17 protein-coding genes are annotated in these 21,442 nt (G+C 40.6%); 14 read left to right on the forward strand and 3 right to left on the reverse strand.

Features of this window, described 5'->3' with window-relative positions; translation table 11 throughout:
• The first annotated feature begins 22 nt into the window (after positions 1-22).
• The 3 genes from AC2VNP_RS22010 (at position 23) to AC2VNP_RS22020 (ending at position 5,780) form a co-directional block, all read left to right on the forward strand.
• Positions 23-1,942, forward strand: a complete 1,920-nt coding sequence (locus AC2VNP_RS22010) for a serine hydrolase domain-containing protein (RefSeq protein WP_486919525.1) — start codon at positions 23-25, stop codon at positions 1,940-1,942.
• A 999-nt stretch (positions 1,943-2,941) separates the two neighbouring features.
• Positions 2,942-4,609 carry a long-chain fatty acid--CoA ligase gene (locus AC2VNP_RS22015; protein WP_486919526.1) on the forward strand — a complete coding sequence of 556 codons (1,668 nt, stop codon included), beginning with the start codon at positions 2,942-2,944 and terminating at the stop codon, positions 4,607-4,609.
• 169 nt (positions 4,610-4,778) lie between these two features.
• Entirely contained in the window at positions 4,779-5,780 is a 1,002-nt protein-coding gene (locus AC2VNP_RS22020; RefSeq protein WP_486919528.1) for an LLM class flavin-dependent oxidoreductase, read from the forward strand.
• Between the two features lie 101 nt (positions 5,781-5,881).
• Here the strand turns inward: AC2VNP_RS22020 and AC2VNP_RS22025 are convergent, their stop codons facing one another.
• The gene (locus AC2VNP_RS22025; RefSeq protein WP_486919529.1) at positions 5,882-7,249 is read right to left on the reverse strand and encodes an FAD-binding oxidoreductase; all 1,368 of its coding nucleotides are present in this window, start codon (positions 7,247-7,249) and stop codon (positions 5,882-5,884) included.
• A 193-nt stretch (positions 7,250-7,442) separates the two neighbouring features.
• Between AC2VNP_RS22025 and AC2VNP_RS22030 the strand changes: the two genes are divergently transcribed.
• The 7 genes from AC2VNP_RS22030 to AC2VNP_RS22060 all read left to right on the forward strand — a co-directional run bounded on the left by AC2VNP_RS22030 (position 7,443) and on the right by AC2VNP_RS22060 (position 14,576).
• On the forward strand, positions 7,443-8,135 hold the full coding sequence (locus AC2VNP_RS22030; RefSeq protein ID WP_486919530.1) for a FadR/GntR family transcriptional regulator: 693 nt from the start codon (positions 7,443-7,445) through the stop codon (positions 8,133-8,135).
• Positions 8,136-8,279: 144 nt separating this feature from the next.
• Entirely contained in the window at positions 8,280-9,374 is a 1,095-nt protein-coding gene (locus AC2VNP_RS22035; RefSeq protein ID WP_486919531.1) for a tartrate dehydrogenase, read from the forward strand.
• A complete protein-coding gene (locus AC2VNP_RS22040) occupies positions 9,371-10,111 on the forward strand; it encodes an SDR family NAD(P)-dependent oxidoreductase (protein ID WP_486919532.1) in 741 nt (246 codons plus the stop codon). The genes AC2VNP_RS22035 and AC2VNP_RS22040 overlap by 4 nt, the downstream gene beginning before the upstream one ends.
• 2 nt (positions 10,112-10,113) lie before the next feature.
• Positions 10,114-11,577, forward strand: a complete 1,464-nt coding sequence (locus AC2VNP_RS22045; RefSeq protein ID WP_486919533.1) for an aldehyde dehydrogenase family protein — start codon at positions 10,114-10,116, stop codon at positions 11,575-11,577.
• A gap of 72 nt (positions 11,578-11,649) precedes the next feature.
• Entirely contained in the window at positions 11,650-12,684 is a 1,035-nt protein-coding gene (locus tag AC2VNP_RS22050) for a TRAP transporter substrate-binding protein (protein WP_486919535.1), read from the forward strand.
• 153 nt (positions 12,685-12,837) lie between these two features.
• Positions 12,838-13,308 carry a TRAP transporter small permease gene (locus AC2VNP_RS22055; RefSeq protein ID WP_486919536.1) on the forward strand — a complete coding sequence of 157 codons (471 nt, stop codon included), beginning with the start codon at positions 12,838-12,840 and terminating at the stop codon, positions 13,306-13,308.
• A 2-nt stretch (positions 13,309-13,310) separates the two neighbouring features.
• Complete coding sequence (locus AC2VNP_RS22060; protein WP_486919538.1) at positions 13,311-14,576, forward strand: TRAP transporter large permease; 1,266 nt, start codon at positions 13,311-13,313, stop codon at positions 14,574-14,576.
• Positions 14,577-15,188: 612 nt separating this feature from the next.
• Here AC2VNP_RS22060 and AC2VNP_RS22065 read toward each other — a convergent pair.
• The gene (locus AC2VNP_RS22065) at positions 15,189-15,398 is read right to left on the reverse strand and encodes a hypothetical protein (protein ID WP_486919540.1); all 210 of its coding nucleotides are present in this window, start codon (positions 15,396-15,398) and stop codon (positions 15,189-15,191) included.
• A 582-nt stretch (positions 15,399-15,980) separates the two neighbouring features.
• Between AC2VNP_RS22065 and AC2VNP_RS22070 the strand changes: the two genes are divergently transcribed.
• From AC2VNP_RS22070 to AC2VNP_RS22080, 3 genes are all read left to right on the forward strand, one after another.
• Entirely contained in the window at positions 15,981-17,537 is a 1,557-nt protein-coding gene (locus AC2VNP_RS22070) for an acyl-CoA carboxylase subunit beta (protein ID WP_486919541.1), read from the forward strand.
• 164 nt (positions 17,538-17,701) lie between these two features.
• Positions 17,702-17,968 carry a hypothetical protein gene (locus tag AC2VNP_RS22075; RefSeq protein ID WP_486919543.1) on the forward strand — a complete coding sequence of 89 codons (267 nt, stop codon included), beginning with the start codon at positions 17,702-17,704 and terminating at the stop codon, positions 17,966-17,968.
• A 35-nt stretch (positions 17,969-18,003) separates the two neighbouring features.
• Positions 18,004-18,198, forward strand: a complete 195-nt coding sequence (locus AC2VNP_RS22080; RefSeq protein WP_486919545.1) for a hypothetical protein — start codon at positions 18,004-18,006, stop codon at positions 18,196-18,198.
• 189 nt (positions 18,199-18,387) lie between these two features.
• Here the strand turns inward: AC2VNP_RS22080 and AC2VNP_RS22085 are convergent, their stop codons facing one another.
• Entirely contained in the window at positions 18,388-19,683 is a 1,296-nt protein-coding gene (locus AC2VNP_RS22085; protein ID WP_486919546.1) for an allantoate amidohydrolase, read from the reverse strand.
• A 416-nt stretch (positions 19,684-20,099) separates the two neighbouring features.
• Here AC2VNP_RS22085 and AC2VNP_RS22090 point away from each other — a divergent pair, with 416 nt between their 5' ends.
• Positions 20,100-21,329: a M20 family metallopeptidase gene (locus AC2VNP_RS22090; protein WP_486919548.1), complete on the forward strand. Its 1,230-nt coding sequence runs from the start codon at positions 20,100-20,102 to the stop codon at positions 21,327-21,329.
• Positions 21,330-21,442 lie beyond the last annotated feature (113 nt).

Here is a 21,442-nt window from a genome sequence, read left to right on the forward strand (position 1 = left end):
TCATAACAAGGGAGGGGTTAAATTGAAGATACGAATTGTATTCACGTTATGTATTTTGCTTCTAGTTCTACCACTGCAAATTAATGCAACAGCGACGCCAGATAAAGGCATCGAGATCACTAAAGAAAATGTGCAAGCGTTTGTTGAGCAAATGTTTGAAGAAAATATGGAAGAGTACCAGATTCCGGGAGCAGTTATCCTAGTTGTGAAAGATAATGAGATCCTTTATGAACAAGGTTTCGGCTATGCGAATCTCGAAAAGGAGCTTAAAGTCGATCCGAGTCAATCGTTCTTTCGAATTGGATCGGTATCGAAGTTGTTTACAGCAACGGCGATTATGCAATTAGTCGAACAGGGATTGGTCGATCTAGAGGCGGATGTTAATGATTACTTAACTAATTTTCAAATTGATACGCAACATTTTCAACCAATCCGAGTAAAGCACCTTTTAACACATACACCAGGGTTTGATGAAAAAATTTTCGGAATGGCTGTTGAGCATTATAGTGACCGACAACCATTACGAGACTATTTAAAAGAAAACCAACCACAGATGATACGAGAACCAGGTCAGTATATCCAATACAGTAATTACGGAATGGGATTATTAGGGTTAATAATCGAAGAAGTTTCTGGCTTGTCTTATGAAGAATACATTGAAGAACATATTTTAAAACCGCTCAATATGAACGATACTTATGTGGCGATGAACGCAGCTGTTGAGGATCAGCTAGCTCGTGAGTACTTTCCAAGGGGAGAAAATCTTCAAGAAGAACCATTATATGATTACCACTATCCTCCTGCAGGATCGTTCGTAGCTACAGCTGAAGATATGGCCAAATTTATGCTTCTTCATCTAAATGAAGGCACATGGAATGGAACGACAATCATAAACGAAAGTACAGCAAAGCTTATGCATGAACGACAATTTTCTCAACATCCGAATGTACAAGGTTTTGGGTATGGTTTTTTTGAACGACTGCAGAACTCCCATCGCTTTTTGGAACATGGGGGTAACACAGGTGGAACGAATAGTATGTTGATGATTGATAAGGAGCGAAATATTGGGATATTTACGTCTAATAACGGGTTTGCAGGAGGACTACTAAGCTATTATTTTCCGTCTGATTTTATTAACCATTTTTATCCGATGAGTCAATCCGTTGCAGCAATGGAACCTGCCGCACAACCTGTGGAAGAAAATCTCAAACGATACGAGGGCAGCTATTATACAAACCGCTACAGTCATGAAGAAGCGTCAAAAATTACACTAGCGATGGCACCTCCAATCAAAGTAAGTCAGGCCACTGATCATTCTTTGATTGTTAAGAATTTAGGACAGGAAAGTACATTTCTCCAAGTAAAACCGCTTGTATTTATGAACCCTGAAACCGAACAGTATCTGGCTTTTGAAGAAGATGGAAAAGGGCAGATCACTCATTTGTTTTATCCAGACAGCTTCGTGTATGAAAAAGGGAGCTGGTATCAAAATGCATTGTTGCACGGTATCCTATTCGGTCTATTTGTTCTGTTATCCGTCATTACAGGTTTAATCCTAATTGTGATGCTTATTAAGAAATGGGTGAAAAGGAGTAAAAAAAGACTGTCGACAGAAACGAGACAGAGCTGGTATAAAGATGCAGGTAAACTAAACATGTTGATTTGTTTGAGTTTTTTACTCTTTTTAGTTGTACTAGTTACGGGGCTCCTGCAGATGGATGGGATTGCCGCTGTGTTTCTTGAACTTCCTATCGCGGTTCAATTGGCACTCTATATTCCATTGATTACTCTAATATTAGTCCTCATCCAAGGCTTTGCGCTTATTTTCGCTTGGTTGTCTAGATCAGGTCCGGTGTTTAAAAGGCTATATTATACGACCGTTTTATTTTTGGCCATGAGCGTACTGCTCGTATTGAATTATTATAATATGATAGGGATCTAGATTTTAAGCGGTAAGTTGTTATAACGTCCCAAAACTGTACGGAAAAACCTTCTTCTACAATAATTGTGGAAGAAGGTTTTTTAAAATTAAAAATTTGAAGCTCTATGGTGACCGTGTGCTTCGTTTTATAAAGGGTACGGGTACTAATCGGGGCGAATGGTGACCGTGTGCTTCGTTTTATCAGGGGTACGGGTACTAATCGAGCTCTATGGTGACCGTGTGCTTCGTTTTATAAAGGGTACGGGTACTAATCGAGCTCTATGGTGACCATGACCTTCGTTTTAATCAGGGTACGGGTACTAATCGAGCTCTATGGTGACCGTGTCCTTCGTTTTAAACAAGGTACGGGTACTAATCGGGCTCTATGGTTCCCGTGCCCTTCGTTTTAAACAGGGTACGGGTACTGATCGAGCTCTATGGTGACCGTGACTTTCGTTTTAAACAGGGTACGGGAAATAATAAAGCTCTATTCCTTTATTTCATACGGTGCGAGCCAGTCCGTTTGTCGCTAAGCAGCCGCTTACGTTTTTCTTATTGGAGAAGCGTTCTCCTCATTATCTATGATGATATCTTTTTCCGATAAAAATTCCTTTGCCATAACGACTTGATTGTAGGCAGGATGTGAATTCAAAATTGATTTTTGTATCAGAATATACTCTTTTGATTGACTACTTTTATAGGTACTATATTAATCATTAAACTTTTCCTTTCTAGTCATGCCAAAACTCTCATTTCTTAATTTCACATGGTAAACGATTAATCCTTTTAAAAGATATTAAATGGTGAGAAAAACATTTGATGTCGGTGTATCTTTTGCACAGCAGAGTATATTAAAAAAATATACTAGTAAAAGAGTTTGGGGAAGATAGAGTCCCTTTCCTGAAAATTAATTTTTATTTATATGAATATTCTGATATTATTAGACTATGTATCTTGTAAGCGGTTACACAATTTTCCTTTGAGAGAGCTATTATTTATTGATTGGGTGGTGACTTTTTAATGTTTACACGGCATTTTGAATTTTGGCCAACGCATTTACCGAAATCTTTACCGATCCCTGAGTCCACAATTTATGACAACTTAGAAACGACCACAAAACGTTACCCTAATAAAACAGCGATTGTTTTTTACGGAACAGAAATCACCTATCATCAACTTCACAGAGAAGTCGAACAAATGGCAGGTTATTTACAGCAGGAACTGAATGTGTCCAAAGGTGACCGAGTGTTACTGTATATGCAAAATTCACCGCAGTATATCATTGCCTTTTATGCAATTTTACGTGTAGATGCTGTCGTTGTTCCGATTAATCCAATGAATGTAAAAGATGAAGTTGCCTTTTATTTAACCGATTGTGACGCAAAAGTGGCGATTGCTGGCCAAGAGTTAATGCCGGAAATTGAGCCGTGTCTTGGTGTCACTCCACTTCAACATATTGTAGTCGCTGCTTATTCAGAATATGCTCAGCAAGAGTTGGATTATGCGGTCCCTCCTGTCGTCGCGGCGCCGAAAGAACTTTTTATTTCTTCAGCGATTACTGACTGGAAAGAAGCTTTATTAGCGGGTCACAAGCCTAGTCCAAGTGAGGCGAAAAGCGATGATTTATGTTGCTTGCCTTATACATCAGGTACGACAGGAAAACCAAAAGGCTGCATGCATACCCATAAAACCTTGCAAGCTACTCTTGTAGGAGGGGCGGTTTGGGGCGGTGCAACACCAGCGGATACGAGTTTGTCCACGTTGCCACTTTTCCATGTGACAGGAATGCAACATAACATGAACGGTCCGATCTATTTAGGAGGAACGACGGTTATGATGACACGCTGGGATCGTGAGGTTGCGTTAACCTTAATGGAACGGTATCAGGTCACGAGGTGGACGAACATTTCGACGATGGTTGTTGATTTCTTAGGCAACCCTAATTTAAAGAAAGAAGCGATCGAGTCGCTTCGAATGATTGGCGGAGGTGGTGCTCCTCTTCCTGAGGCTGTTGGACAGAAGCTGTTTGAATTGACCGGTCTTCGCTATGTCGAGGGATATGGACTGACAGAAACGATGGCGCAAATTCACCAAAACCCAGTAGATCGAGCGAAGTTGCAGTGTCTAGGGGTACCGCAGTTTGATGTTGATGCTAGAGTCGTAGATCCGGTAACGTTAAGAGAACTAGGTCCGCACGAAGAAGGAGAAATCATCGTAACGGGAGAACAGGTGTTCAAAGGATACTGGAACCGACCAGAGGAGACGAACGGTGCTTTTGTTACGTTTGATGGTAAGGAATTTTTTAGAACAGGCGATATCGCTCGCTATGATGAAGAAGGCTATTTCTTCTTAGTCGACCGAGTGAAACGAATGATTAATGCGTCTGGTTTTAAAGTATGGCCAGCAGAAGTTGAAATGTCTTTGTATAAACATCCATCTGTTCAAAATGCTTGTGTCATCGGGGTACCGGACGCTAGACGAGGTGAGACGGTCAAAGCGTTTATCGTACTAAATGATAATGGAAAAGATACAACTGCCGAAGAGATCATCGCTTGGGCCAAGGAGCATATGGCAGCTTATAAGGTACCAAAAATCATTCAATTTCTCGCTGCACTTCCCGTCTCAGGAAGCGGCAAGATCCTGTGGCGAAAACTCCAAGAACAAGAGCAGCAGAAAGTAGAAGGCTAGTTTATAGCTTATATATTTGATAAGAAATCACCTTCTCCTATTACTAGAGAAGGTGATTTCTTATTAGGGTTACCTATTCAGAATTGTTTTCCGAGCAAATTGCTTTGTATTGAGTACTTTCCTTGTTAGTATAATAAGGTATGAAATTACTCAAGAGGGGAAAATGTAAATGTCTAATATACAAATTCCTGTGTCTGTTTTAAATCTAGCACCGATTCGCTTAGGACAAGGACCTAAGGAAGCCATTGATGCTATGGTTGACTTGGCACAAGCAACAGAGAAAATGGGATATACACGGTATTGGATTGCAGAACATCATAATACGCCTACTTTAGTCAGTTCTGCCACTTCGATTTTAATTAAACATACATTAGAGAATACAGAACATATTCGTGTAGGTTCCGGTGGCATTATGCTGCCGAATCATTCACCGCTAGTCGTAGCCGAACAATTTGGAACAATGGCGACGATTTACCCGGACAGGTTAGATTTAGGTTTGGGAAGGGCGCCTGGTACTGATATGCATACGGCTAGTGCACTCAGACGATCCAAGCATGATGCGGTTCATTCATTTCCTGACGATGTAAAGTCTTTGTTGACGTATTTCGGGCCAGAAGTGGATCAAGGTTTTGTCAGAGCATATCCTGGTGTTGATACGAATATACCGATTTATATTCTTGGCTCTTCCACAGATTCAGCTTATTTAGCAGCTAAATTAGGTTTGCCGTATGTTTTTGCTGCTCATTTTGCACCTCAATATATGGACGAAGCCATCGCCATTTATCGTCAGCGATTCCAGCCATCAGAATACTTAAGTTCCCCGAATATGATTGTTTGCTTAAATGTCATTGCGGATGAAAGTGATGAAGAGGCGAAAAAGGAGCTAACAACGATGCAACAATTTTTCTTAAATGTTGTACGTGGTACAAGGCAGCCATTGCGTCCTCCTGTTGATAGCATGGATTCCATTTGGAGCCAGCCTGAAAAAGATATGGCGAATGCCATGTCGAGAGTGACTTTGATAGGTAGTAAAGCATCCATTAAAGACCAATTAACAAACTTCCAAAACAAATATAACGTGGATGAGATCATGGCTGTGTCCTATATCTTTGACCCTGATAAACAAAAGCGATCCTATGAAATACTAAAAGAAGTTGTGGATGGAAAATAAAAAAGAAACTCTGTCAGGTGTGGCAGAGTTTCTTTTCGTTTCTAATTTTTAGTTGAAGAAAACAAAAATCCTTACCAAAAGTTATGTTAGTAAAATATTTTTTAGTATTTATCAATGATCTTGTCTGGGTTTAAAATGCATTTTGGATCTAATGCCTTTTTAATCGTAATCATGACGTCGTAAGCCGCACCATGCTCCAAACGTTGGTATTTCTTTTTGCCCACTCCAACACCGTGCTCACCCGTGCACGTTCCACCGCGAGAGATAGCATATTTTACAAGGTGCTCGGTAAATTTCTCGGTAAGTTTCATTTCATTTGGATCGTTTTTATCGACCATTAAGAGGACATGGAAGTTGCCGTCGCCGACGTGACCGACGATGCCACCTACAAGAGCGAGCTCTTCCAATGTTTTTCTAGCATTATTTATTGCTCCAGCTAGCTCGGATATCGGAAGGCAAACATCGGTTACTAATAACTTCTTACCTGAAGCGCCGTGAATAAAAGCATAAGCTAGATTATGTCGCGCTTCCCATAATTGATACGCGGCTTTTGAGTCGTTTTCGAAAATGATTTCTTGGCAGCCTAAATCATAGACAATTTCCTGTGTAAACTCTACATCTTGTGCGAGACCCGCTTCGTTCCCGTGAAATTCTACGAAGAGGGTAGGAGACTCAAGATAATTCGTTTTACTGTGATGATTTACTTGTTTCATAGAATAACTGTCCACCAGTTCGCAACGTGCGATTGGGATTCCGGCCTGGAGGATCTTGACGACAGCATCAACCGCTTGAGAAACAGTAGGGAAAACGGCTCTTGCAGCCGTTGTGAACTCTGGAATTCCGTATACTTGTAAAGTTATTTCTGTAAACAGACCGAGCGTCCCCTCAGAACCTACGAAGAGAGAATTCAGATGATAGCCTGAACTAGATTTTACAGCTAAACTACCCGTTTGAATAATGGTACCGTCTGCTAGAACAACTTCTAGATTTCGAACTTGATCACTCATCACACCATATCGAACTGAGGTCGTTCCACTCGCATTTGTGGCGATCATTCCTCCAATGGTGGCGTCCGCTCCTGGGTCAACAGGGAAGAACAATCCGTATTGTTTTAAGGCTTTGTTTAACTGGGTTCGAGTGATGCCAGGCTGGACTTTGACGAGAAAGTCATTTTCTCGAATTTCAATAATTTGATTCATTAACGAGAAATCAACGGTAATCCCACCTTGGTAAGGAATCACATGGCCTTCTAAACTAGACCCAAGGCCAAATGGGATGACTGGTACTTCATATTGACTTGCAATCTTGTTAATCCCACTAACTTCTTCTGTACTTTTAGGGAAGACGACGACATGAGGTAAGGCTTCGGTATGGTGAGATTCGTCTTTTCCGTGATTGCGTAGAGTCGTTTCATTTGTTGATACACGATCTTCAGAAAGTAGTTCGACTAATGCAGTGATGTGATCCATATCTAATTCCCCCTTGAAGTAGCATACTAACTATTTTTCTATAAATGTTATCACAAGACAATTCAAAATTGTAAATAAGATTTCTTCATTTTACACAATTTCGACAAATTATAATTGATTGACTATTTCGAATTGCCTATATATAATACTCTTAAGTTAACAGGTCTTATGAAGACTTAGAGAAGGTGAAAACTTGAAAGTAAGACGTACTTCTTTAGTTGATGATGTTGTTTCTGCATTTATCCAGGATGTTGAAGAAGGTAAGTATGAGAGTAGTAAAAAATTACCTTCACAAAAAGACTTAGCTGAGTATTATCAAGTGAGTTTAATTGTTTTACGAGAAGCGCTTTCGAAATTATCTGCGATTGGAATGGTAAGTTTTCATCAAGGAAAAGGCACTTATCTCAATAAAGAGGGAAGGTCGTCTACTTCTTCTGACTTTTCATCGTTGATTTTCCATGATGTTCAAAATTTGAGATCTATCATCGAAGCGCGACAACTCATTGAGAAGGAAACGAGCTACTTAGCAGCACTACGAAGAACTGATGAAGATTTGCTAGAGATCGAAAAAGCGATTAATGGGATGAGAGAAAACTTCGATCAGATGGAAGTGTTTGCGAAATGGGATTTAGAGTTTCATATTGCCGTAGCTAAAGCTTCCAAAAACCCAGTCATGCAGAGAGTGATTACCCTTATGATTGAAAGCTATCGAAAGCAAGTACATAAATTTTTTAGTATACCGGATGTCGTTGAACGAGTATTTGGGGAGCATGAACGTATATATGAGCATATTCGAGATGGAAAGGCGAAAGAAGCGTCCAGTATCATGTATTCACATTTTGAATTACCGGAACGAGTATTTTCTTTAATGCTAGAAGAGAAGTGATTTGAACTTAGACCGTATTGAAAGCGCTCCTTTGATTGTTAGATTTTTTAACAAGTCATCTCATGTTTTCCTACTATCTTGTGAGTCATAGCCTAGCGATATGTGCTAGTTTTATAGATTACGAAGAGAAGAGGTAGATAGAAAATGACCACCCTACATAAGATTGCGGTTTTACCTGGAGATGGAATTGGTCCCGAAGTTGTCCGTGAAGCTATGAAAGTGTTAGAACTATTGAAAGAATTAGATCCGTCATTACATATCGATTTTAAAACGTTTGATTGGAATAGTGATTATTACCTTGAAAACGGCAGGATTATGCCAGAGGATGGCCTAGAAATATTAAAGCAGTATGATGCGATTTTATTTGGAGCAATTGGAGATGCACGTGTTCCAGATGAAGTGACGATTTGGCAACTGATCATGCCGATTCGCAAACAACTGCAACAATATATCAATTTCCGTCCTGTAAAACTATTGAAAGGGGTTCCTTCGCCGTTAGCAAACGAAAAAGATATTGATTTTGTTATCATTCGGGAAAATGCAGAAGGTGAATACTCCAATAGTGGCGGAAGACTGTATACCGGATTAGATCAAGAAATAGCCGTTCAAAATACGATCATCACGAGGGCTGGTACGAAAAAAGTGGCTGAATTTGCGTTTGAATATGCGAAAAAGCACGGTAAACAATCAGTGACAAGTGCAACCAAATCGAATGCAATCCTTCATTCGATGGTGCTGTGGGATGAAGTCGTCAAAGAAGTAAGTAGAAACTACCCTTCGCTTCATACGGATCACTATTTCATTGATGCCCTTGTTGCTTATTTTGTATCGAGACCACATGATTTTGATGTTGTCGTAGCTTCGAATTTATTCGGTGATATTTTAAGTGATTTAGGATCTGCGGTCGTAGGGGGACTAGGTCTTTCACCATCAGCTAACTTAAATCCTGAACGAGACTTTCCTTCCATGTTTGAGCCGGTGCATGGCTCAGCACCTGACATTGCGGGTCAAGGAATTGCCAATCCGATCGCGCAAATCTGGTCAGCTGCTTTGATGCTTGAACATTTAGGAAGAGCGGACCTGGCAGATGTGATTGTTCATTCGATTGAGCAGGTATTACTAGACAATCAAGTCCGTACGCCAGACCTCGGGGGGACGTCAACAACAAGTGAAATGGGAACTGCAATTTGTGAATCGATTAAAAAGGAGATTCAAGAAAGGCAGGTTAATCATTCATGAGATTACGAGATGAAGTGTTTGTAGTTACCGGTGCCCAAGGTGGAATGGGTAAGGAGACGGTCAAACGTTTTTTAGAGGAAGGCGCTTATGTCGCTGCTGTTGATTTAAATATTGACCACTCCTTAAAAAATGACCGGTTGCTTCCGATTTCTGCTGATCTGACAAATGAAGAAGATGTGAAGAGAGTCTTTTCTGAAACTTATCAAGTGTTCGGGAAAATTACTGGGCTTTTAAATATAGCTGGGGTGGCCCAATCCGCTACGGCAATTGAAGAAGTGAGCTTAGATGAGTGGAAAAAAATTATGGACGTAAATACAACAGCTGTTTTTCTCACCTGTCGTGAAGTTGCACCTTTTTTAAAAAAGCAAAACGATGGAGTGATTGTGAACGTGGCTTCCATTTCAGCGGTACGACCACGTCCTGGCTTAAATGCGTACATCGCTTCAAAAGGTGCCACCGTTTCATTATCACAGGCGCTAGCAATTGAATTGGCGGAGTATGGCATTCGCGTCAATGTGGTGAATCCGGGACCAGCTGATACGCAAATGTTAGGACAATTTTCATCGAAAGATATGGATATCGAAACAACGAAGGAAACGATTTTCAAAAAGAGTGTTCCATTAGGAAAGTTAATTCAACCGATTGATATCGCCAACTCCTTAGTTTATCTCAGTTCAAAGGAATCTGCGATCGTAACAGGCGCTGTCTTAAATGTCGATGGTGGAAGGGGGATTTAACGATGAGTAACTCAGCAACGAAAGTCCAAGGGTGTTATATCAACGGCGAATGGGCCATCCCAGATCCATCAAAGCTTATTGAAGTAAAAAATCCCGCGAATGGCGAAGTGATTGCGGTCGTTCCAAGAGGAAATCAAGACGACGTGAACCGGGCTGTAAATGCAGCGAAAGAAGCCTTCCGTTCAAAAGAGTGGAGAGCGTTAGAACCCCAGAAGAGAGGCAGACTTCTTTTTAAAGCAGCGGAGATCATCCGTGAAAATAAAGAGGAGCTAGCAGAAATCGAAACATTGGATGTCGGAAAACCGTTAAAACAATCCGAAGTCGATGTCGAAGTGGCCGCTCGTTATTTTGATTTTTATGCAGGTATTGCTGATAAGATCATGGGAGAAACCATCCCGGTTCAAGCAGGAATTATTAATTATACTGTTCGAGATCCGATCGGAATCGTAGGCCATGTCATCCCATGGAATTATCCATTGCAAATTGGGGCAAGAAGTATTGCTGTTTCATTGGCAACAGGTAATGCGGCAGTATTAAAGCCTGCCGAAGACACTCCTTTAAGCATACTTAAGCTGGTTGAACTGCTTGAACCATTAGGATTTCCTAAAGGAATTTTAAATGTCGTGACGGGATACGGTCATGAAGCCGGTGCTGCACTGTCAGGGCACCCAGACATCAATCACATTACGTTTACAGGTTCGGTTGAAACAGGAAAAAGAGTCATGGAAAGTGCGGCTCAAAATATTGTTCCTGTGACACTTGAGCTTGGTGGAAAATCGCCGAATATCGTATTTGACGATTGCAACATTGAAAATACGCTTGATTGGGTTCTTCGTTCCATTGTTCAAAATTCAGGACAAACGTGTTCAGCTGGCTCTCGTCTGGTCATACAGGAGACCATCAAAGATTCGTTTGTGACACAGCTTGCTGAAGCAATGGAAAAACTTACAATCGGTGCAGGAATAGACAATCCTGACCTTGGCCCTGTCCTTTCGAAAAAGCAATTTGAACATATTGAAAGATTTTTAACATTAGCGAAAGACGATGGTATTCCAGTCGCGACTGGAGGCAACTGGGTGACAGTCGATGGTTGCGAAGAGGGTTACTTTTTACAACCGACCATATTGGATGATGTACCAGCTGAGCATCTGTTAGCACAAGAAGAAATCTTTGGTCCTGTATTAACTGTAAGCACGTTTCGTACCGAGGAAGAAGCCATCCAAATGGCGAATGGGACTCCGTATGGACTGGTTGCAGGTGTGTGGACCGAAGATGTGGGAAGAGCTCATCGTGTGGCAAACCAATTGGAATGTGGTCAAGTCTTCATAAACCACTACGGTGCTGGTGGAGGAGTCGCTCAACCATTTGGTGGCCATAAAAAGAGTGGGTTTGGACGAGAGAAAGGTTTAGAAGCGATCCAAAACTATACCCAACTAAAGAACGTAGCTTTACGTTATTCATTCTAGGTTTTAATTTTGTTGTCTATTAAACATCAAAATTAAAATAGATAAAAACAAAGACATTAGGGGGAATTCAGTATGAAAAGGTGGCCTTTTTTAACAGCTGCTGTATTAGCAACAACGATGTTATTAGGAGCTTGTGGAGGTTCTCAGACATCAACAGAAGGTGAAACTGGAGGAGAGAGTGAAGAAACAACAGTTTCAACAGGGGAGACATTTGTATTACAAGCAGGACATTCTTTACCAGAGGATCATCCTTATGAGTTAGGTCTTCAAGAGATGGCAAAAAATATTGAAGAGCGAACGAATGGTCAAGTTGTAATTGAAACGTTCCCGAACAGCCAAATTGGTGCAGAAAGAGAGTTAACAGAAGCTCTTACACTAGGAACGGTTGACTTAGTTGTTACATCAACAGCTCCTGTATCGAACTTTGTACCTGAACTCGAAGTTTTAGATTTACCATTCTTATTCAACGATCGTGATGCTGCAGTTGCGGTTCTTGAAGGTGAAATTGGACAAGAGATTTTTGCAAGCTTTGAACAGTATGGAATTGTTCCACTTTCTTGGGGTGAAAATGGTTTCCGTCATGTGACGAATGGGTTAAGACCGGTTACAGAGCCTGCTGACCTAAAAGGATTGAGCATTCGTACGCAAGAAAATCCTGTACACAGAGCAGCTTTTGAAGCTCTAGGTGCACAACCGTCTCCAATGGCTTGGACAGAAGCATTAACTGCTTTACAACAAAAAGTAGTTGACGCACAAGAAAATCCGGCAATCGTTGCGGATCAATTCAACTTATTCGAAGCAAACCAAAAGTACATGACATTAACAGGGCATGTCTACTCAGCGGCTTTATTCTTATTAAGCCAAGAGACGTACAATAAACTTCCTGAAGATTTACGAGCAATTGTTGTTGAAGAAGGACAGAAAGCTGGGGAGTTCCAACGTAACTTAATTATCGAAATGGAAAAAGAATCTCTACAAAACTTAAAAGATCAAGGAATGGAAATTATTGAAGATGTAGATGTAGAACCTTTCCGTGAAGGAATCGTATCCGTCTACGAAAACTTCTCTAACCAAGACTTACTTCAACGTATTTTAGACGCACAATAAGTTTTATAGTTTAGTAGTGAGAAAACGGGAAGTCTTTTTCTTCCCGTTTTTTTATAGAATGTTCGTAAGACAACACCAGCCCCAATGAATCCGTTTCGATGCCGGGCCATTGATAAACAGGCTTTTTATGCTTATTTAAAAGGTGGGAGACAAATGAGAAAAGTAATTAATTCAATCAACCTAACCGTAAATTATCTCCTTATTGCCATATTCATAGTATTAATCGTAGCTGTATTTTGCCAAGTGCTCTTTCGATTTGTTATCAACCAACCGCTGGCTTGGACAGAGGAGCTTTCACGTTATTCATTGGTATGGGTTACTTTTTTAGGGGCGGCACATGCGATGGCGACCAAGTCGCATATTGGTATGTCAGCTCTAGTCGACAAATCGCCACTTCTGTTACGTCGTTTTTTCATCATTTTGGCAGCGCTCGTTAGTCTAGGGTTCTTCTTTATAATGGTACAGCAAGGGTTCAATCTCGTAGGACGTTCAATGACTCAATTATCGGCCGTTTTGCGAATTCCGATGGGCTATGTCTACATGGTCATTCCGATCAGTGGAATCCTCCTTGCGATTAACTTGTTAGATGTCACGTGGCAAGAGCTAAGGAAAGGAGAGGAATAGGTATGGAAATGTTAGTTTTTGCATTATTAATTCTATTATTTATTATTAATGTTCCCATCGCAATTGCGTTAGCGATGTCAGCTGCTATTATTTTTATTATTCAAGATTCCATTCCTTTACTTTCCATTATGCAACGAATGTTTAGTTCGGTTGACTCGTTTCCGCTTTTAGCCATTCCGTTTTTTATTCTAGCAGGGAAACTGATGGAAAGCGGTGGAATGTCCAAACGGCTGATCCACCTTGCAAACGTCATCTTTGGACGAATGCGTGGGGGGCTTGCGGTCGTATCGATCATTGCTTGTGCTTTCTTTGCCGCACTATCTGGATCAGCGGCTGCAACGACAGCAGCAATTGGCTCAATTTTAATTCCAGCAATGGTGAAAAAAGGCTATGACCGAAATTTCTCAGCAGCCGTACAAGCAACAGGTGGTACGATTGGAATCGTCATTCCTCCTAGTGTTCCGATTATCCTCTTTGGTGTAGCAGCAGGTGCGTCGATTAGTGACTTATTCATTGCAGGTATTATTCCTGGACTATTTATCGTCGTGTCGTTGACTATTCTTGTCTATGTCATTTCGATTATCAAAGGATATGGTGGGGGAGAAAAATACAACTTTAAAGAGTTTTTAATTGCATTAAAAGATGCTTCGCTTGCTTTATTAATGCCTGTTATCATTTTAGGCGGTATTTACGGTGGGATTTTTACACCAACTGAAGCAGCACTCGTTGCTGTTGTTTATGGTTTCATTGTTGGTTTTATTATTTATCGAGAAATTAAGATAAAAGATTTGTATCATATTTTTACTGCTTCGATCCAAATTACGTCAGTCATTATGTTTATTATTGTCGGGGCTTCGGTTTTCGGATCGTATTTAACACGTGAAAAAATACCAGCTCAAATTACAGAGTTTATGCTAGGGCTATCGGATAACTGGATTGTGACGTTACTATTAATTAATCTACTTCTTTTAGTCGTTGGTATTTTCCTAGAGACGGCTGCAGCGATTATCATTTTAACTCCAATTCTAGCGCCAGTCGCTCATGCCTTAGGGATCGATATGGTCCATTTTGGAATTATTATGATTGTAAACTTAGCGATCGGCTTTATTACGCCACCGGTGGGAATTAACCTCTTCGTCGCTTCGAATATAGCAGGAACCAAGTTTGAGAGTCTCATAAAAGCAATAGTTCCTTTTATCTTAGTTATGATTGTGTGTGTCCTTATCATCACATTCTTACCTGTGTTGAGCTTGTACTTAGTGAGATAGTAGGATCTTTTGTATGCGTAGAAGCAGAACTCGTTGGAGATGGGTTCTGCTTTTTTGTATTTTGTTATGAATATTAGGTTGCGCTACGTTGAATCCTATGAATTCGGTCGCTAGATCTGAGCTACGCTAATTGTAAAAAATTCAGACACTTGGACTAGAGTTACGCTATTAAGTCTGGGATTTGTTCCAAGCTGCGTTGATCTATGAAATTTCGATGCCTGCTGATCTGAGCTACGCTTAACCGAAATTTGGAATCTTGGTCTTTTTGTGGACTGAGAGGCCCTTATTCCCTTAAAATTGACTCTATTTCAGCTATTAGGGGACTGAGAGGACCTTATTAGCTATAAATCTAGTGTCATGGGCTCTTTTTATGTGAAATAAGGGCTTTTGAGTCCCCTAAATCGTAGAAAACAGTAGTACCGACACAAATAAGGGCCTCTGGAGCCACTAAACTTTTTCCATAATACGCTTCTACCGGGTTGGCTCCAATGAAATAAAAAAATCACCTTCTCTTAAAGAGAGAAAGTGATAGGCGTGTACAGATAGAAAGTCTCGGTTCCTAGCATAAACTTCTTTTCGTAACTGGGTGCAAGTTTTTGTGTTAAATTTTTATTATTTCTTCTTTTTGGCTGACTCAGCGTTCGCTTTGCTTTTTTTTACTTCAAACGTAACGTCTACATAATACTTTTCATCGATGTTTTGAACAGTGTCCACTTTACTTTTCCGACCTTTAATAGTTACATTTTGACCTTCAGTAGGTACCTGTTGCAGCAGCTGACATAGTAATAGATCTCTTTTGTTGAAAAAATAAACATTATACATTTGATATCACCTATTTCATATGGGATGTGTTGCTCAGTGTGCTATGTCGTTTTCTTCTTATAAACTATTAGGATTTAAGCACTTTTAGAACTGAAACACATTATGATTTAGTAAGAAACTGATTCTACTTTGTGGCCTTGTGCACTTATCAGCTGAGTATGTGTGATCTCTATGAAAATCTCATCATCTATACTTAGAGTGAAATAGGTAACTGTTTTATTTTAAAGGAGTTTAACAAACAACAGTCGAGGGCAAAATGATTCGAGTAGCATGTCAACTATAAAATAGGAATATACTTTTCTTTAAATACAGAATATTCTGATGTATAGTAGAGTTGTAATCGTTTACTTGTCACATTAAATTTCTTTAATCACAGCACCCAATCTTCTAAATACAACATATCTACTCATAAAATCCATCATAGTAACCATACCACCATTTATACTATCTATTCACATCCCTTTACCAGACAGAACTAAGTGTAGTTTCTTGAAGAGCAATACATAGGTTCTTCAATATCTTTTATCTGAGCTTTTATTTTACTAGAAAAATAAACAGCTATTAAAAAGGAGGAGATAAGTAGTGAGTTGGGAAGCAGAAATTCAAGAACTTCGGCGTAGAGAAGAATTAGCCCGCCAAATGGGAGGGAAGGAACGAGTAGAGAAATATAAGTCGTATGGTAAATTAACGGTACGTGAGCGAATTGATAAGTTGCTAGATGAGGGGACGTTTCACGAAACCGGTACAATTGCTGGAAAAGCAAAGTATGATGAAGAAGGAAACTTAATTGATTTTACACCTGCTAACTTTATTTTAGGTACAGGTCGAATAGACGGTCGCAAAGTGGTTGTTGGCGGCGATGATTTTACCGTACGTGGAGGGGCTGCGGATGGGGCGATTTTTGGAAAGCAAGTGTATGCTGAGAGAATGGCGCACGACCTTCAATTGCCGATCATTCGTCTCGTCGATGGAACCGGTGGTGGAGGAAGTGTGAAGACGTTTGATACGAGTGGACATACGTATATTCCAGTCAATCCAGCATGGGATTACGTTGTCGCCAATATGGAACGAGTCCCTGTTGTAGCAGCGTGTATGGGGTCGGTCGCAGGTTTAGGCGCTGCACGAGTGGCTGCTTCTCACTTTTCTGTCATGATTGAAGAAAACTCGCAATTATTTGTGGCCGGACCACCCGTTGTTAAATACGGCATGGGACAAGATTTAACGAAGGAAGAATTGGGTGGAATTCAAGTCCACCGTTCGAGTGGAGCTGTCGATAATGTAGCCAAATCAGAGGAAGATGCATTCGAACAAATGCGGACGTTTTTATCGTATCTTCCATCGAATGTCTGGAAGCTTCCGCCCGTAGTGGAAGCGCATGACTCGTCCGAACGCAGGGAAGAACGATTGATTTCTTTTATTCCGAAAAATCGACGTGCTCCATATAAAATCCGTGAACTGCTGCCACTTTTATTTGATAAGGATTCTATTTTTGAAATGGGTCGCTTTTACGGTGGCGGCACAGTTACTTGCTTTGCTCGTTTGGATGGACATCCAGTCGGAGTACTTGCTCCTGATCCGTTTATTAATGGAGGAGGACTAACCGCTGAGAGTTCAGAAAAACTGGAGCGCTTTGTGGACCTTTGCCAGACCTTCCATCTTCCAATTGTTAATCTTGTGGATCAACCAGGGATGGTCATTGGTCTTCCGTCTGAGAAAAAAGGCACGATTCGTAAAGGTGTACGAGCGATTTCCGCTGTTTATCAAACAAAGGTGCCGATGATTGAAATTATTATGCGCCGCGTGTTTGGGGTAGGCGGAGCAGGAATGAGTAACGGGCATGGATTAAATCAACGGTATGCGTGGCCGTCTGGAGATTGGGGCTCACTACCAGTTGAAGGCGGTGTACAGGTTGCCTATCGTCGAGAGCTCGAAGCAAGTGAAGATCCAGATGCACTGTTAAAAGAACTACTTGATCGCATGGAATCAATCCGCTCACCATTTCGAACCGCTGAAGCATTTGGAGTCGAAGAAATCATTGACCCGAGAGATACGAGACCACTGTTATGTGAATGGGTAAGAGATGCTTATGAGCGTCTGCCGCAACAGTTGGGCATTTCACGTCATGGGATGCGACCTTGACTTTAACGTTTTAATGTAAAACTTGTATTAGAAGATTTTAACTATTAACCCAACAAGGAAATGTTCATTGCGCTAGCCTGTTGAAACTATAAGAGTTTCGGTTAGACATTACATGAAAACGTTATGGTATTATTTAAGAAAGGATCATAATGGTGGTGATAACTATGGGGAAAATCCTGTCTTCTGAAGAGCTAATGAAGTATATCTCTAATATGAATAGTGAGAATTCTATATTACAGTTTTCTATTCCTGGAAAAGGGAAATTTACACTTGTTCTACAGGAAGAAGATAAACAATCCATAAAGATTGAAGCTGAAAAAAATCCTGAGCTGGAACGTATGTTAAAGGAAAGTATGGAGCAGTACGAAAATGGACAGGGCATGACGACTACAGAGTTATTAAGATCACTTTCCAAAAAGGACTTTATGTAATGCATGATCGAAAAGTTATCTGATCTCCTGCTGTTATGGAAAAACTCACCATGTTTAGAAGTGAAAAATACACGCCTGAAGAAACCTTTGACTTTATTTCTCAGATTATATTAGAAACTGAAGGTCTATTAGAGAATGATATTATTGGTAAATCTTATAATGAAGAATTTGGAAAATATAAAGGGATTTCAAGGGTAGTGGTTAAGAAATTTAGGGTTTATGCAAGTTAGTAGATAAGGTTGTAGTAATTTTAGCTGTCCTTTTCCCAGGTGAAAACTAAATAGGAAATAGAATAACATAACCCAAGTCATGAATAGGATCACTTCTCATGACTTGGATTTATTGTGTTACTTCGTCTTCATTTTTTGTGGCTCTAGGTCTTGGTCTGGTGAGAACTGAAACATTTTAGTACACACGATCTACTCATTCGCAAGTTTCCATAATACATCCTTCATCACCGCAACCCCATCTACGCAATCAGTTAAGTACGTAAATTCTTCGGGTGAATGACTTTTTCCGTTCACACTTGGAACGAAGATCATTCCCGCCGGAACATACTTTCCAACGATCATCGCATCATGCCCAGCGCCACTTACTAGATGACGGTAGGAGAGGTCGTGATTGATTGCTGCTTCTTTAATATACGTCTGGATGTTTTCAGGTACAGGGACCGGTGGAATATTTGTTGGGTTTTCGTGATGTACAGTTAAGCCCCGTTTTTCAGCGATTTCATGTGCTTTTGCAACGATTCGTTCGTTTAGCTCAGACAGGGTATCGGTGTGAATGTCTCTCGCATCAACATTGACCGCGGTTTTCCCAGCGATGACGTTCGTCCCGTTCGGGTAGACGTACATTTTACCGACTGTAGCTACCGCGGTTTCGTTAATTTGTCTCGGAAGTTTTTCCACTTCAAGAATAAACTCAGCTGCACCCGTCACGGTATCTTTTCGCATATGCATTGGCGTGTTTCCAGCATGATCGGTTTCACCAAAAAATGTAAAGGTGTGCCAAGATGGACCGGCAATTCCTGTGACAATTCCGATCGTCTCTTCATTTAATTCTAATTGTTTTCCTTGCTCGATATGTAACTCTAAAAAGGCGTATATGTCTTCAGGTTTTTTGTGATTTTGTTCGATATTTTCTGGTGTTAGACCTTGTTGCCGCATCGCTTCAGCAACCGTTATACCATCATCATCGTGATGAGCCTCTAATTCCTCATAAGTAACTTCGCCCATCATTGCGCGGCTTCCGAAGATTCCATTTTTAAAGCGAGAACCTTCCTCATTGACGAAAATGACAAATTCGATCGATCGTTTTGGTTTTTCTTTTTGTTGAATCATCGCTTCAATCGCCATTAGAGAACTTAAGCAACCTAAAGGTCCATCAAAAGCTCCGCCATTTGGGACACTGTCAATATGGGAACCTGTCATGACTACAGGTAACTCGGGATCAGTTCCTTCATAACGCGCGAAAATATTCCCTGCGGTATCTTCAGTCACCTTGAGCCCCGCCTCACCAATCCATTTTTTAAATAATTCTTTTGCTTGTTTTTCCTCATCAGTATAGACAAAGCGGGTTACACCGCCATCAAAGGTTTTTCCGATGGCAGCTAACGCGTCTAAGCGATCAGCTAACACTTTGGGATCAATCGCTGGGTAAGCTTTACATTTCTCTACATCTTTTAATAATCGTTCTTTTGAAAAAACATTAGTCAAACTATGTCACTCCTTCATTATTGTAAATATTTGCAACTTCCAGGTCCTGAAGACAAGCCGAGGAAGTACTAGAAGACGAAAAAGACAATCCATACTAACCCAAATCATATACTGTATGGTAGCATCACTGCAATTAATGAACCCAGCCCTAAATATTTCTTTCGTTACGACGAGCTAATGCAAAATATTATTGTAAAATACGCAAACATTGGTAAGATCGGGTTTGTCATCGAATCTCTATTACGAAAAGCAAGTTGTATAAAGACAAGGGCATAGGTTATTAAAAAATCAGGGTGAAGAATATTCGAAAAAGTAGTTACATTACATAAAAAATTCTACTATAATTTAGTGAAGCGAAACATTAATCTATTAAATTATATAACTATTTAGAAAAGATATAAATATAAGAATGAGGGATGATATTGAATACGAAACTATTAGATCGACTAGAAGAGTTATACCCTGAAATGGTAGAACTGAGAAGATATTTACATCAAAACCCTGAACTATCTTTTGAAGAAGTAAAAACACCAATTATGATCGCTGAATACTTAGAAGAGTTAGGTATTGAAGTGAAACGTGGTGTTGGAGGCCGCGGGGTAGTCGGTATGATTCGTGGGGGAAAACCGGGGAAAACAATTGCTATCCGTGCCGATTTTGATGCATTACCGATCGCAGAAGAAACGGATGTACCTTACAAATCAAAAGTACCTGGGGTTATGCATGCATGCGGGCATGATGCGCATACGGCTACTTTACTTGGGATTGCAAAAGCTCTATCTGAAAGTCGTGAGGAGTTAAACGGAAATATTGTACTTATTCATCAATTCGCTGAAGAATTATCACCTGGAGGAGCGAAGCCAATGATCGAGGACGGCTGTTTAGATGGCGTCGATGCGATCTTCGGGACTCATATATGGTCAAAGATGCCAGTTGGTGAAGTTTCGTATTGTTCAGGACCGGTCATGGCAGCATCTGATGCGTTTGATATCGAAATTATTGGAAAAGGTGGTCATGGTGCCGCGCCACATGAGACGATTGACTCGATTGTCGTTGCTTCACAATTTGTAACGAGCATTCAACAAATTGTCAGCCGAAACATGGACCCATTAAAATCAGCTGTCATTAGTGTCGGTTCCTTCCACGCAGGCAATGCGTTTAACGTAATCGCTGACAAAGTAAAACTTAACGGTACGGTACGAACGTTCGATCCGGCGGTACAGGATGAAATTATTGAGAAACTTGAGCGCCATTTAAAGGGTGTTTGTGAAGCATCTGGTGCAACGTATACATTTGAGTATCGAAAAGGATACCCAGCGGTTGTCAATCACGAAGCAGAAACAATCCACCTTGCTGAAGTGGCGAAAACAATCGTCGGGGAAGAAAACGTGAAAAAGATGGACCCGATGATGGGCGGAGAAGATTTTGCCTACTACCTACAGGAGGTACCAGGTACCTTTTTCTTTACGGGGGCAGGAAATGAGGCGGAAGGAATCGTTTACCCGCATCATCATCCCAAGTTCAATCTCGATGAAAAGTCGATGCTGATTGCTGCGAAAGTTTTAACAAAAGCGGTCATGGAGTATATGGAAGAGAGAACAATCAGTAACGAAAGAGGAGAGCAAGCGGAAAATAAGGTGCGTTAAACCTTTAGGGGACTGAGAGGCATTCCAGCTACAGGCGGTTGGCTATCAAAATTACAGATCAGTTTGAGCCAATGGTTACTGGTTACTGCTTAATGGTTAATATGTCCGGAAAG

The sequence above is a fragment of the Alkalihalobacterium sp. TH-98 genome (genome assembly GCF_057473385.1).

Bases quoted from the DNA above. Each gene is read 5' to 3' on its own strand.
- AC2VNP_RS22035 (WP_486919531.1), top strand. From the start codon at position 8,280: ATGACCACCCTACATAAGATTGCGGTTTTACCTGGAGATGGAATTGGT.
- AC2VNP_RS22080 (WP_486919545.1), top strand. From the start codon at position 18,004: ATGGAAAAACTCACCATGTTTAGAAGTGAAAAATACACGCCTGAAGAA.
- AC2VNP_RS22065 (WP_486919540.1), bottom strand. From the start codon at position 15,398: ATGTATAATGTTTATTTTTTCAACAAAAGAGATCTATTACTATGTCAG.
- AC2VNP_RS22050 (WP_486919535.1), top strand. From the start codon at position 11,650: ATGAAAAGGTGGCCTTTTTTAACAGCTGCTGTATTAGCAACAACGATG.
- AC2VNP_RS22025 (WP_486919529.1), bottom strand. From the start codon at position 7,249: ATGGATCACATCACTGCATTAGTCGAACTACTTTCTGAAGATCGTGTA.
- AC2VNP_RS22060 (WP_486919538.1), top strand. From the start codon at position 13,311: ATGGAAATGTTAGTTTTTGCATTATTAATTCTATTATTTATTATTAAT.
- AC2VNP_RS22020 (WP_486919528.1), top strand. From the start codon at position 4,779: ATGTCTAATATACAAATTCCTGTGTCTGTTTTAAATCTAGCACCGATT.
- AC2VNP_RS22040 (WP_486919532.1), top strand. From the start codon at position 9,371: ATGAGATTACGAGATGAAGTGTTTGTAGTTACCGGTGCCCAAGGTGGA.
- AC2VNP_RS22045 (WP_486919533.1), top strand. From the start codon at position 10,114: ATGAGTAACTCAGCAACGAAAGTCCAAGGGTGTTATATCAACGGCGAA.
- AC2VNP_RS22090 (WP_486919548.1), top strand. From the start codon at position 20,100: ATGATATTGAATACGAAACTATTAGATCGACTAGAAGAGTTATACCCT.
- AC2VNP_RS22075 (WP_486919543.1), top strand. From the start codon at position 17,702: ATGGGGAAAATCCTGTCTTCTGAAGAGCTAATGAAGTATATCTCTAAT.
- AC2VNP_RS22055 (WP_486919536.1), top strand. From the start codon at position 12,838: ATGAGAAAAGTAATTAATTCAATCAACCTAACCGTAAATTATCTCCTT.
- AC2VNP_RS22015 (WP_486919526.1), top strand. From the start codon at position 2,942: ATGTTTACACGGCATTTTGAATTTTGGCCAACGCATTTACCGAAATCT.